At 69.8% G+C, this 12,237-nt stretch carries 11 protein-coding genes and 1 pseudogene; 1 reads left to right on the forward strand and 11 read right to left on the reverse strand.

Annotation, left to right across the window (positions count from 1 at the left end; genetic code table 11):
• Positions 1 to 18 precede the first annotated feature (18 nt).
• The 11 genes and pseudogenes from atpE to rpmE all read right to left on the reverse strand — a co-directional run bounded on the left by atpE (position 19) and on the right by rpmE (position 10,670).
• Entirely contained in the window at positions 19 to 243 is a 225-nt protein-coding gene (atpE, locus tag F5972_RS33145; protein WP_150939446.1) for an ATP synthase F0 subunit C, read from the reverse strand.
• Positions 244 to 325: 82 nt separating this feature from the next.
• The gene (gene atpB, locus F5972_RS33150; protein ID WP_150939448.1) at positions 326 to 1,117 is read right to left on the reverse strand and encodes a F0F1 ATP synthase subunit A; all 792 of its coding nucleotides are present in this window, start codon (positions 1,115 to 1,117) and stop codon (positions 326 to 328) included.
• A 132-nt stretch (positions 1,118 to 1,249) separates the two neighbouring features.
• Complete coding sequence (locus F5972_RS33155) at positions 1,250 to 1,465, reverse strand: hypothetical protein (protein WP_225312113.1); 216 nt, start codon at positions 1,463 to 1,465, stop codon at positions 1,250 to 1,252.
• Between the two features lie 63 nt (positions 1,466 to 1,528).
• Positions 1,529 to 1,951: a hypothetical protein gene (locus F5972_RS33160; protein ID WP_150939450.1), complete on the reverse strand. Its 423-nt coding sequence runs from the start codon at positions 1,949 to 1,951 to the stop codon at positions 1,529 to 1,531.
• 530 nt (positions 1,952 to 2,481) lie between these two features.
• Positions 2,482 to 3,624 (reverse strand): annotated as a pseudogene (locus F5972_RS33165) (MraY family glycosyltransferase); the annotation flags it as partial.
• A 374-nt stretch (positions 3,625 to 3,998) separates the two neighbouring features.
• Positions 3,999 to 4,388, reverse strand: coding sequence for a hypothetical protein (locus F5972_RS33170; RefSeq protein WP_150939452.1), 390 nt, complete (start codon positions 4,386 to 4,388; stop codon positions 3,999 to 4,001).
• A 142-nt stretch (positions 4,389 to 4,530) separates the two neighbouring features.
• Complete coding sequence (locus F5972_RS33175) at positions 4,531 to 7,383, reverse strand: hypothetical protein (RefSeq protein ID WP_150939455.1); 2,853 nt, start codon at positions 7,381 to 7,383, stop codon at positions 4,531 to 4,533.
• A gap of 144 nt (positions 7,384 to 7,527) precedes the next feature.
• Positions 7,528 to 8,175: an L-threonylcarbamoyladenylate synthase gene (locus F5972_RS33180; RefSeq protein ID WP_150939457.1), complete on the reverse strand. Its 648-nt coding sequence runs from the start codon at positions 8,173 to 8,175 to the stop codon at positions 7,528 to 7,530.
• A 98-nt stretch (positions 8,176 to 8,273) separates the two neighbouring features.
• Positions 8,274 to 9,128, reverse strand: a complete 855-nt coding sequence (prmC, locus tag F5972_RS33185; RefSeq protein ID WP_150939461.1) for a peptide chain release factor N(5)-glutamine methyltransferase — start codon at positions 9,126 to 9,128, stop codon at positions 8,274 to 8,276.
• A gap of 172 nt (positions 9,129 to 9,300) precedes the next feature.
• On the reverse strand, positions 9,301 to 10,347 hold the full coding sequence (gene prfA / locus F5972_RS33190) for a peptide chain release factor 1 (protein ID WP_225312115.1): 1,047 nt from the start codon (positions 10,345 to 10,347) through the stop codon (positions 9,301 to 9,303).
• A 104-nt stretch (positions 10,348 to 10,451) separates the two neighbouring features.
• Entirely contained in the window at positions 10,452 to 10,670 is a 219-nt protein-coding gene (gene rpmE, locus F5972_RS33195) for a 50S ribosomal protein L31 (protein ID WP_117409077.1), read from the reverse strand.
• Positions 10,671 to 10,986: 316 nt separating this feature from the next.
• Between rpmE and F5972_RS33200 the strand changes: the two genes are divergently transcribed.
• Entirely contained in the window at positions 10,987 to 12,090 is a 1,104-nt protein-coding gene (locus tag F5972_RS33200; RefSeq protein ID WP_150939463.1) for a hypothetical protein, read from the forward strand.
• The last annotated feature ends 147 nt before the right edge of the window (positions 12,091 to 12,237 follow it).

A 12,237-nucleotide genomic window follows, 5' to 3' on the forward strand; every position in this document is an offset into this window, starting at 1 on the left:
TCCTTCAGAGTGGGTACGTCAGCCGTAGATGAACGGGGCGACGAGGCCGATGAGGGCCAGCGCCTCGGTGAGAACGAAGCCGAGCAGCATGTTCTGGCGGATCAGGCCGTACGCCTCGGGCTGGCGGGCGATCGCCTGCACGCCCTGGCCGAAGATGATGCCCACGCCGATGCCGGGGCCGATGGCCGCGAGGCCGTAACCGATCGCGCCAAGGTTGCCGGAGACTTCAGCGAGAACGCTCATTGCTGTTCTTCCTTTACTGGTCGGCCGATGAGTGCCTCACTCACCGGTCTGGTCTACGTCAGGGGCGGGTCTCAGGTGTCCGTCAGTGGTCCGCGTGCAGGGAGCCGCCGATGTACATGGCGGCGAGCAGCGTGAACAGGAACGCCTGCAGGAACTGGATGAACATCTCGAAGCCGGTCATCGCGATCGTCATGAGGACACCCACGACGCCGAGGCCCGAGCCGAGCGGGGTGAGCTTCTCGAACAGGAACCAGAACCCGACGGCGCTGAAGAAGGCCAGGATCAGGTGACCGGCGAACATGTTCGCGAAGAGCCGGACGGCGTGCGTGAACGGCGCGATGATCAGGTTCGACAGGAACTCGATCGGCGCCAGCAGGACGTAGATCGCCTTGGGCAGCCCGGGCGGGAACATCATGTTCTTGAAGTAGCCGCCGAAGCCCTGGTGCTTGATGCCCAGGTAGATCTTGATGATGTAGATGGTGACCGCGAAGACGATCGGGAACGCGATGTGCGACGCGATCGGGATCTGGATCAGCGGAATGACGCCGAAGAAGTTCCACAGCAGGATCAGGAAGAACAGGCTGAGCAGCAGCGGCATCCACCGCTCGGCGTCCTTGCCCAGGAACGGGCGGGCGACCTGGTCGCGGACGAACTGGTAGCCCATCTCGCCGACGTTCTGCATGCCCCGGGGGACGAGCTTCGGGTTGGCGAAGGCGCTCCACGCCAGGGCGGACACCAGCAGGGCGCCGACGATGGCGAAAAGCACGGGCTTGGTCAGCCACGTGGGCGCGCCTTCATAGAGGGGCGGGAAGTCGAAGATCGACGGCCCCGGCGCCGTGAACGCGTCCTCGGCGACGAGAACGAGGGGGGTCACCTAGTCACCTCGCCTACCCGCTCGGGGCGCAATGCCCGAAGCATGTGCTTGTTCGTCCGTTCGCTACGCTCGCGCACGGGCGTTCCCTTCAACGATTGGATCAACAGAAGAGCGTGGGAAGCGGGCCGGCTGTCAGCGGCCGTACTTCAGATAGACGAGGTAGGAAGCCAGCCCGACCCCGAGAATGACGCCTATGGGGATGAACGCGTGCACGCCGGTCCACCAGCTCAGCAACCAGCCGAGGCCGCCCCACAACAGGATCCCGGATAGCAGATAGCTCGGGACCGACCAGGCGGCGTCGGCGAAGTCGCGGCCGTCGGTCTCGGGCCTGCGCTCCTGTTCGCTCATCGCGGGCACGACGATAGCAGGAGCCATGCGGACTAGTCATATCGGGCTGCCCCGTACGCATGGTCATCCGCGTCCCCGCCCGGGGACCTCGGCGTCCGGCTCGACGTAGAGCATCTTGAGCTTCATGAACCCGCGCATCTCACCGACGGTCCACGCGAGCGTGCAGGCGATGACGCTCAGCGCGAGCACCCGGGAGTCGAACGCGGTCGCGCCGTCGAGAGCGCGCAGGATCGCCATGATCACGAGGACCTTGACGGCGTAACCCACCACGGCCGCGGTCATCATCGCCATGGGCGAGACCCGCCCGGCCCAGGAGACGACGGCGAGGCCGACGGTGAAGAAGGCGGCGACGATGACGAGACCGATGCCGGCGCCCAGAGCACCCTGCGCACCGGTCGCGACCGCCGCGACGACGACGGCGACGAGACCGACGATCAAGGTCGGCACGGCGGCGCCCTTGAGCACGCGCACGTCGTTGGCCTGCATCGGAACTCCAGGATCGGTTGTCAAACGAGCGATTGCTACCTGCCGGGGCGTCGTGTGCCTGGCCCCTTGCTAGTGAAAGCTATCACAAGCCTCGGAGTGCCACCTTTACCTGGCGTTTCTGCTGGTGCGGGCGCGCCGGGCCGGGCTCAGCGGAAGGTTTGCGCGTCCGTACGGGAGGTCGTGGGCGGGATGGCTCCGGCGCCCGAGGGGCCCTGTCCGGGGTAGGGATTCCGGCCGTTCGCCGGGAGCCTCCCGGGGGCGGCCTGCCCCGGCACGACGGGGGACGCCTGGCCCGGGGCCGCCTGACCTGCTCCGCCCTGGTTCGGGCCGGCCTGGTTCGGGCCGGCGGGAGCGGTCTGCCCGAGCGCGCCGGAGGCGTGCCGCCCGGGAGTCAGGGGCGGAGCCGGCGGGGGGACGACGGGGTAGACGAGCGTGTCGTGCTCGGAGGTCGTGGGGCGGGCGGGGCGTGGAGGGCTTATTTGGCCCGTGGGGCCGGTGGGGCCGGACGCGGCCGCGGCGGCGGCCGCGTGCGCGCCGGCCTTCTGGTCGCGCGCCAGGGTGCGGCGCGACCGCCACCGCGGCAGGCCCATGATGACCAGCACCGCCACCGCGAACACGATTGTCAGCGGGAACACGACGACCCCCACGCCGACGATCGACAGGCCGACGATCGTGAAGGCGAACAGGAACGTCCACGCGTACATGATCAGGACGCTGCGCCGGTGGGAGTGGCCGATGTCGAGCATCCGGTGGTGCAGGTGGCCGCGGTCGGGGGCGAACGGCGACAGCCCTGCCGACGTGCGGCGGACGACCGCCATGATCAGGTCGGCGAGGGGCAGGACCACGACCGCGATCGGCAGCACGAGCGGCAGGATCACCGGGAACTTGTTGATCTTTCCGGCGATCGCGTCCGGCTCGACCGACGACAGGATCGTGATCATCGAGGTGGCCAGCAGCAGGCCGATCAGCATCGCCCCGGTGTCACCCATGAAGATCTTGGCGGGGTGGAAGTTGTGCGGCAGGAAACCGGCGCACATCCCGATGAGGATCGCCGCGATGGCGGCCGTCCCGTTGATCCGCGAACCGCTCGCGGTCTGCTGGAGCACGATCGAGTAGGCGAAGGTCGCCGCGGCCGCGATCCCGACGATGCCCGCCGCCAGGCCGTCGAGGCCGTCGACGAAGTTCACCGCGTTGATCACGACGACCACGATCATGATCGTGAGGATCGTGTACAGGGTGGTGTCGAGCGCCTGCGACCCGCCCATGAACTGCGGCAGTGGGAGCCACTGGAGATACATGCCGAACTTGACGAGCACGGCTCCGGCCGCGACCTGGCCGCCGAACTTGACCAGCGCGTCCATGCCCAGCCAGTCGTCCAGGAAGCCGGTGACGACGATCAGGCCGCCGGCTGCCAGGAGGGCGAGCACCGTGTTTCCCGTCTGACCGCTGTCGAACGCGCCTCCGACGTACGGGAGGTTGGTCGCCACCAGCAGCGCCGCCGCCATCCCGCCGAACATCGCCAGGCCGCCCAGTCGCGGGGTGGGCACCTTGTGCACGTCCCGCTCCCGCACCTCGGGTGCGGCGCCGATGCGCAGCGCGAACACCCGGACCGGCGGCACGAGCAGATACGTCACCGCTGCCGCCACGAGTGCCAAGAGGAGATATTCCCGCACGGACCTAGTTTCCTGGATAGGCGGTTCAGTTGTGACGGGCAAAAGACGCAGATCGCCCTATCCCTGGGGATATGCCGGATGCGCCGCGGTCAGCCCCTTTACCCGTTCGAGAACTGACGGTATCGCACCCAGCCGCCCAATGGCCCGGACGACGAGAGACCCGATCTCCTCCATTCCGGACGCGCCCATCCCCCGGCACCGCGCGAGAGGCCGCCGGGCCCTGTCCCGAAGGGCGCCCGGGGGCGCCCTGTGGGCACCGGGGGCGCCGGGGGCGCGGTCACGGTTCCAGGCGTACGGTCTGGCCGGTGCGGCGGTCCGCGGGCCGCCCGGCCGCGTGACAGGTGCCGGCGGGTGCCCGGAGGCACCGGCGGGCGTCAGGAGGTGAACGCGTGCGGCGCGCTGGTCTTGCCGGGAATCCAGCGCGGCGTGTCCGCCGCCTGGTCGCTGATCGCCGTGAGCACCGCCTGACGGTACATGCCGAGCCTGCTGCGCCACTCCGCGATGTCCTGGACGTACCGGCCGGCGACGGGCGCGTCCCAGACGTCCCTGCTGCGCGCCATCTCGTACGGCTTGTCGAGGGACTTGGTGAGCTGGTCCAGCAGCGGGACCACCTGCAACCACAGGTCCACGAGCTTCTGGTACTCCGGGTTGAACACCCAGTGCGTCGGCTGCCCGCCGGGCGAGAGCAGGTCGGTGCTCGACGGCGCCGGCGGGGTCTCGCCGGGCTGCAGCGGGGTCGGCGCCGGGGGGTCGGCGTAGCTCACGATCGCGCCTCCTGTGCGGGGCCGGCGGGAACGCCGGCGATGGTGATCGCATGCCCTGCGGCACGGTGCCCGATACGGTGCCGGGCAGGGGACCAGGCCGCGGTCCCCACGCCCGGCGACAGCGTCGTTCGTGCTCGCACGGTCAGTTCTCCGGGGTCGGCGGACCGGGGTCGACGGCCTCGACGCCTCCGGGAGGCCCGTCGGGCTGGATCTTCCTCGCCGCCCAGTCGCCCTCGCCCCACTCCCCCTCCGGGACTCTGACGTCCGGCATGTCGTGGGGAGCGATGTCGCGGTGATGGTCGGCCAGCATCTGCAGCGCCGCGTCGTCGTGCAGGTGACGCGCCGGATAGGTGAGCACCTCGCCGGGCTGCGTGGAGGCGACCGTCCGCGGATCGGCCCACGAGGAGCCGTCGCCCTCCCTGGCCCCCGCGCCCGTGTCGTCCCGGCCAGTACCGGTCACACCCGTCCCGCTGCCGTCTCCCCCGCCCGGCCCATGTCCGCCCCATCCCTGGCCACCCGCCGCTCCGTGGTCCCCCGCTCCCCTGCCGCCGGCCCCATGACGATCCGCCGGATCGCAGTCCCCCGCTCCTCGGCCACCCGCCGTGCCGTGATCACCCGCACCGTGCGTTCCGTGACCGTTTCCGTGACCATTCGCCGAGCCGTGACCACCCGTCTCGCCCTGACCGCCGCCGCCGGTCCAGCCGGTGACACCGTGGCCGGCCGTCACGCCGTGACCGCCCGCGCCGGCGTGCATCGCGCCGCAGGTGCAGCCCGGCCCGCCGATGGCGCCCCCAGGCGCCGCGCCGCAGGTGCAGGACATGCCGTGGGTCGTGTCCGAGGTCCCGGCGGAAGGGGCGGTGTCCACCGGCCGCGTCACGTCAACCGTCACCGCACCGCTGCCCCTGCCCGGGTGATCGGCCAGGCCGCCCGTGGCCGTGCCTTTGCCCGGGTGATCGGCCAGACCGCCCGTGCCTGTGCCCGTGCCACTGGCCGTGCCGTGCGCGGCGCCGCCCGTGCCCGTGTGACCCCTCTCCACACCGTCCATCGCGACACTGGACGTCGTGCCGTGCGTCCCACCGCTGCCGGTGCTCGCATGACCGCTGCCCGTATGACCGTTGCCCGTGCCCGTATGACCGCTGCCCGTGCTCGGGTGGTCGGCCAAGCCGCCTGTGCCTGTGCCCGTGCCACTGGCCGTGCCGGTCGCGGTACCGGTGCCCGAATGATCGGTCAGGCCGCCGGTGCCTGTGCCCGTGCCACCGGCCGTGCCGGTCGCGGTACCGGTGCCGGGGCCTGCCGGACCGTTGTCCGTCCTGTTCATCTCGAGGCTCGCCGTCGTGCCGTTCGCCGCCCCGCTACCGGTGTCGGCGTAGCTGGTGTCGGCGTAGCTGGTGGCCGCGTTGTACGTCACAGGCTGGCCCGTGCTCGCGGTGTGGGTCGACACCGCGCCGTGACTGTCGGGGGTCCCCGGAACCGAGGTCGCGGTGCCCGCCGCGTACGGGTCCTCCGTGGCATTGTCGGCAGGTGTGCCGACATAGTCGCCCTCGGGGTCACCGGGCGCGAGCCCGGTGTGCGAAGCCTGGTTCGCCGTCTGGCCCGTGCTCGCGGTGTGGGTCGACACCGCGCCGTGGCTGTCGGGGGTACCCGGAACCGAGGTCGCGGCGCCCGCCGCGTACGGGTCCTCCGTGGCGTTGTCGGCAGGTGTGCCGACATAGTCGCCCTCGGGATCGCCCGGCGCTAGCCCGGTGTGCGAGGCCTGGTTCGCCGTCTGGTTGCTCGGTTCGAGCGGATTGACGTACCCGGGTGCCCCGTTCGGGTGCGGACCGGTCCCGTTCGCCGTCTGCTGAGCGTGGGTCGCCGCGCTCCCCGCGTCGGGCTGGTTCAGGGGAGTGGCGACGACCCTGACCCCGTCGACCGTCATCTCCTGCCGGCCGGCCCTCTGGTCGATGTCGTCCGGATGGTCCTTGCCCGGGGTGTCGATGATCTGCGAATCGTCGCGGACGCCGACCGGCTGCTCGGTCACCGGCTTCGACGCCTCCGGCACCCCCTGCGCATGACCCTGGCCCTGAGTCTGGCCGACACCCGCGGGCTGCTCACCCGCCGCCTTCGACCCCTCCGGCGTTCCCTGCCCGTGGTCCTGAGTCTGACCGACACCCGCAGGCTGCTCGGTCACCGGCTTCGACGCCTCCGGCACGCCCTGCGCATGACCCTGGCCCTGGGTCTGGCCGACACCGGCCGGCTCTCCGAGGCCGGAGTCGCCCGTGTCGGTGACGTCGACGGGCCGGACGGGATGGACGACCTGGGCCGCGTCCTGTGCGGGCCGCATCTGGGGAAGCTCGCCCGTCGCCGTGCCGTGCGTCTTCTCCGCGGGCTTCGCCCCGGCCGAGCCGCTGCCTTCCGCGGCGGAGCGATGCGCTCCGTCGGACGCGCTGTGCACCTGGTGAGAGCTCTCGCCCTTCGCCGACCCGCCGGAGTCTCCCGAGCCGTGGCCGGGCGGCGAGGTGCGGACCGGGTGCTCCTTCTCGTGGACCTGCTTGTCCCCGGGCTGCGTGGCCGTGCTCTCCGCCCCGCCGGCCGCCGTCCCGTGCTTCGCGGCGGGCTTGTGGTCGGCCTTGTGGTCGGCCTTGTGCTCAGTCTTGTGATCGGCCTTGTGGTCGGCCTTGTCTCCGTGCGAGTCGGACTTCGGCGCCGGGTCGTCCGCCGGCGCGGTGATGTCCTTCTCCTGCGTGTAGGCGGCGCCGTCGACCGTGGGCGCCTTGCCGGTGCTCTGCTTCTCCTTCTTCTCCAGCAGCTCGAGCCGGCCGGTGACGTCCTTGACCAGGGTGGAGCAGGCGTCGGCGACCTGTGACGGCCGGTGCGTCACGTGCACGGACACGCCCGCGTTGCGTGCCAGCTGGGTGACGCGGGCCTCGATGGTGCCCATCTGGTTCGCTGCGTGCTGAACTTGCGACAGCAGCTCACGGACGAGCTTGGGATCCATCCCGTCAAGCTTGGCCATCGGCGCGCCTCCACAGAGATATCGGCGCACTTCACGGTAGCCGGGGTGACTTCAGTAAAGAAGACCGATAGCCAGACGGCATTGATCGTCCTGCTCAGAGCCGAGATCACATCTCACATCGTGAGACATACAACCAGAGGGCGGTCACTCCTCCGTCGCGAGATACCCCACCAGGTTCCGGATCTTGTCCGTGGGGATCGCGCCCGTGCGCAGCACCCGGGGCACGGCGGTGGTCAGGTCGACGATCGTGGAGGGGACGTTGTCGTCGCAGGGGCCGCCGTCCAGGTAGACGGCCACCGACTCCCCAAGCTGCTCCTGGGCCTGGTCCACCGTCTTGGCGGGAGGATTGCCGGTCCGGTTGGCGCTGGAGACCGCCATCGGACCGGTCTCCTTGAGGAGGTCCAGCGCGACCGGATGGAGCGGCATGCGGACGGCGACCGTTCCCTTGCTGTCGCCGAGGTCCCACGACAGCGACCGGTTGGCCCTCAGGATGAGCGTGAGCGGCCCGGGCCAGAAGGTGTCCACCAGGTCCTGCCCGTACGTCCCGAGACTCTCCACGAGCGCGTTGGCGGCCCGCACGGTGCCCACGAGAACAGGCAGGGGCGTGTCCCTGCCGCGCCCCTTCGCCTCCATCAGCATGTTGACCGCGGAGGCGGTGAAGGCGTCGGCGCCGATCCCGTAAACCGTGTCGGTGGGAAGCACCACGAGCTCGCCCTTGCGTACGGCAGAGGCGGCATCGGTCAGACCACCGGTTCGCTCGTCCTGGTTCGCGCAGTCATACCGTCGGCTCACGAAGCCATCCTTCCACGTCTTCCGCCCGGCCCCGCCGTCGTGACCGGCTCACCGAGCCGATCGCGGTCAGTCCCGAATCAGTCCCGGACCAGTCTGGATCAGTCCTGGGTCAGCCGCGCGGTGACGAACCGGTCCCGGCCGGTCAGGTCCTGCCGCAACCGCACGTCGCGCCAGCCCTTCTCCTCCGAGAACAGCCAGTACACCGCGTTGCCCTGGAGGTCGGCGTGCTCGACCACGACGAACCCGCCCGGCCGCAGCAGCCTGCGGGCCGTGCGCTCGACGGCCCTGACCTCGTCCAGCCCGTCCTCGCCCGAGCCGTACAACGCCCGGGAGGGATCGTAGTCGCGCACCTCGGGGTCCCTGGGGACCGCTCCGGGCGGGATGTACGGAGGGTTGGAGACGACCAGGTCGACCTGGCCGTTCAGCTCGGGCAGGCAGTCGGTGAGGTCCTCCGGGTGCAGGGTCGTGCGCCCCTGGCCGTGTTCGAGGACGTTGCGCCTCGCCCAGCCGTACGCCACGGGGTCGATCTCGACGGCGTGCACCTGGGCCAGCGCGACCTCCTGCGCGATCGACAGCGCGATCGCCCCCGAACCGGTGCCGAGGTCGACCACGACCGGGGAGGCGACGTCCATCTCCTGGAGCCGGTCGATCGCCCAGCCCGCGACGACCTCGGTCTCCGGGCGGGGCACGAAGACCCCGGGGCCGACCTCAAGGGACAGATAGCGGAAGTAGGCCCGCCCGGTGATGTGCTGCAGCGGCTCGCGTGCCTCGCGCCGGGCGACCCCCTCCCAGAAGCGCGCGTCGAAGTCGGCGTCCTTGACCGTGTGCAGCATGCCGCGCGGCACGCCGTGGACGAAGGCCGCGATCTCCTCGGCGTCCGTTCGCGGTGACGGCACTCCCGCCTCGGCGAGCCGGGCGGTGGCGAGGGCGATTTCGTCGAGCAGAAAGGTCATGATCTCTTACGGCACGGGGTTCGCGGCTGGGCGTGGCGGTCGCCGGTTCGCGGAGCACGGGCCGACGGGGTGGCGCGCGGCGGGGTCGCCGGGTCTGCGGGTCTCACGCATCATCTCCCAGGTCCTCCACGGTCTCCCATCGACCCCCACCGCTAGCTCACCCACCGCTGTCTCACAAACGGGCGGCCAGCTTCTCCGCGAGTTCGGCGTCGAGCAATGCCTGTATCACCGCGTCGAGATCGCCGTCCAGGACTTGGTCGAGGTTGTAGGCCTTGAAGCCCACACGGTGGTCGGAGATGCGGTTCTCCGGGAAGTTGTAGGTGCGGACCCGCTCGGAGCGGTCGACGGTGCGCACCTGCGACTTGCGCTCGGCCATCGCCGCGGCGTCGGCCTCCTCCTGCGCCATCGCGAGCAGCCGGGCGCGCAGGATGCGCAGCGCCGACTCCTTGTTCTGGAGCTGGCTCTTCTCGTTCTGGCAGGAGACGACCACGCCGGTCGGCAGGTGCGTGATCCGTACGGCCGAGTCGGTGGTGTTGACGCTCTGCCCGCCGGGCCCGCTGGAGCGGAAGACGTCGATCCGCAGGTCGTTGGGGTCGATCTGGACGTCCACGTCCTCCGCCTCGGGATACACCAGCACGCCCGCGGCGGACGTGTGGATGCGGCCCTGCGACTCGGTCACCGGTACGCGCTGGACGCGGTGCACGCCGCCCTCGAACTTCAGCCGCGACCAGACGCCCTCCCGCCCCTTGATGGCGACGGTGACGTCCTTGTAGCCGCCGAGGTCGGAGTGCTGGGCGTCGATGACCTCGGTCTTGTAGCCGGCCCGCTCGGCGTACCTCAGGTACATCCTCAGGAGGTCACCGGCGAACAGGGCGGACTCCTGGCCGCCCTCACCCGCCTTGATCTCCATGATGACGTCCTTGTCGTCGTTGGGGTCGCGCGGCACGAGGAGACGGGTGAGCTTCTCCTCCAGCACCGGGATGCGGCCCTCCAGCTCGGTCGCCTCGTCCGCGAACGCCTGGTCCTCGGCGGCGAGTTCGCGCGCCGCCGTGAGATCCTCCCGTACGCCTTCGAGCTCCCGGTACGTCGCGACGATCGGCGTGAGCTCCGCGTACCGCTTGCCGTACGCCCTCGCCTTGCTCTGGTCGGCGTGCACGGCGGGGTCGGCGAGCCGCAGTTCCAGGTCCGCGTATTCGCTCATGATCTCGTCGAGGTTCACCGCACGCTCCTTACGCTCTGTCCTCGGTAAAGGCCGCAATCACCAAGAACGCCGACCCGGTGGCGCCCCGAAAGAGGGCGCCCCGAGCCGGCGTGTTGGAGGAGCTACTTGCCCTGGGCCTTCTTGCCGAAGCGCGCCTCGAAGCGCGCCACCCGGCCACCGGTGTCGAGGATCTTCTGCTTGCCCGTGTAGAAGGGGTGGCAGGCGGAGCAGACGTCGGCGTGGATGACGCCGTTCTTGGCGGTGCTACGGGTGGTGAAGGAGTTCCCGCAGCTGCAGGTCACCTGGGTGACCACGTACTCCGGGTGGATGTCGGCCTTCATGTCTCAGTCCTAACGCTAGGTGCGGTCGCCGGGTCGCTCTGCCTGTCGGGGCTGCGCGCATCGGGCACACCTCGATGCGCTGCGCGGGAACCGGTACCGCTGCGGTCGGCTACCAGTGTGCCAGATCCTGCAACCATCCCAGGCCATGCGCTATTCCCCCGCGCGCGAGGGCTGCCGGGCGGCGTCACCGGTCTGACAGAAACGCGGTGAAACATGACCGGGGTTATCAGCCGTGTGGACGAGCCACATCTGTACCACTAGGCTCCCGTGTCCAAACCCGACTTTTCCCTCAATTTTACCAATGTAAGGGGTAACCATGAGGAAGGGCTTGCGGATCGCCTGGGCGACCGCAACGGGGGCAGCTGTTCTCGCCGCAGGAGCGGCCATCACGACAGTCACCCCCGCGTACGCCGCTGCGGCGATCGCAGAGATCAAAATCGACACCACGGTGAGCTTCATTCCGCCCAGCGGCAGTGACTCGATCCCGTTCGTCGTCAAGGTCAACAGCCCCTACGTGGGTTCCAAGGCTCCGGACATCAAGGCCGAGTTCTGGAAGGAAGGGGAGGCCACCTCCAGCGCGGGGCACGCCGCGTCGGTGACCGCCCTGAGCGACCTGGCGAACACGACTCCGGCTCCGACGCCGCCGGCGAGCCCGGTGGAGGTCAAGGGCAGCATCCCGGTCTCCTCCAGCGACAAGCCGACCACCTCCACGGGCAAGTGGACCCTGAAGGTGGCGGTCTACCCCGATGGCAGCACCACCGCCGTCAGCAGCGACACGGCGACCTTCGAGGTCAAGGCCGCGACGCGGGTGACCAGCGCGAACGTGGACCCTGACCCGGTGTATCTGAAGTCGGGCAAGGAGGTCGACGTCTACGCCGGCTTCCACCTGGAGAAGTTCGGCGACGAGAAGATCACCGACGTCCGGCTGGAGTCGAAGGACTCGGACGACTACTACTCGCTGTCCACGGGCCTCGAGGCGGACGACTCCTACCACGACTCCACGTCGATGGACTACAGCACGTCCACGGGCAGCTGGCAGCTGCGGATCAGCATCAGCCGGGCCACCAAGAAGTACTCCTTCACCAAGGCCTTCCAGGTCAAGAAGAGCGGCAGCTCGAAGGCCAAGTCGAAGATCACGCTGTACGCCTCCCCCAGCAAGGTGAAGAAGGGCAAGGCGACCAAGCTCTACGGCAAGGTCTACCGCGGCTCGAAGGCGTGGAGCAAGAAGATCCTGAAGCTCTACTTCAAGAAGAAGGGCACCAAGAAGTGGAAGTTCGTCGGCTACGTCGGCGCGACCTCCACCGGTAAGTACACCAAGAGCGTCAAGCCGAAGTACGACGGCTACTGGCGGACCACGGCGGCCGCGACCAGCCTGACCTCCGGCTCCCTGTCGAACATCAAGTTCGTGGACGTGAAGTAGCGCCGGGCTGTACGGCTCGCCCCACCAACCCCTGGCGCCGGCCGTACAGCACACCGCGGTGACGCGGCACAGATCGTCGAAGGCCCGCGCGGACCAGTCCGCGCGGGCCTTTCCGCGTCCGGGCGCGGATGCGTACCCGGAGACGCC

Origin of the sequence: Microbispora cellulosiformans (assembly GCF_008728085.1) — a bacterium.
Taxonomy (GTDB): Bacteria; Actinomycetota; Actinomycetes; order Streptosporangiales; family Streptosporangiaceae; genus Microbispora; species Microbispora amethystogenes.

Excerpts from the sequence above, each read along its gene's own strand:
- F5972_RS33155 (WP_225312113.1), bottom strand. The coding sequence starts at position 1,465 with ATGAGCGAACAGGAGCGCAGGCCCGAGACCGACGGCCGCGACTTCGCC.
- F5972_RS33175 (WP_150939455.1), bottom strand. The coding sequence starts at position 7,383 with ATGGCCAAGCTTGACGGGATGGATCCCAAGCTCGTCCGTGAGCTGCTG.
- F5972_RS33200 (WP_150939463.1), top strand. The coding sequence starts at position 10,987 with ATGAGGAAGGGCTTGCGGATCGCCTGGGCGACCGCAACGGGGGCAGCT.
- prmC (WP_150939461.1), bottom strand. The coding sequence starts at position 9,128 with ATGACCTTTCTGCTCGACGAAATCGCCCTCGCCACCGCCCGGCTCGCC.
- rpmE (WP_117409077.1), bottom strand. The coding sequence starts at position 10,670 with ATGAAGGCCGACATCCACCCGGAGTACGTGGTCACCCAGGTGACCTGC.
- atpE (WP_150939446.1), bottom strand. The coding sequence starts at position 243 with ATGAGCGTTCTCGCTGAAGTCTCCGGCAACCTTGGCGCGATCGGTTAC.
- F5972_RS33160 (WP_150939450.1), bottom strand. The coding sequence starts at position 1,951 with ATGCAGGCCAACGACGTGCGCGTGCTCAAGGGCGCCGCCGTGCCGACC.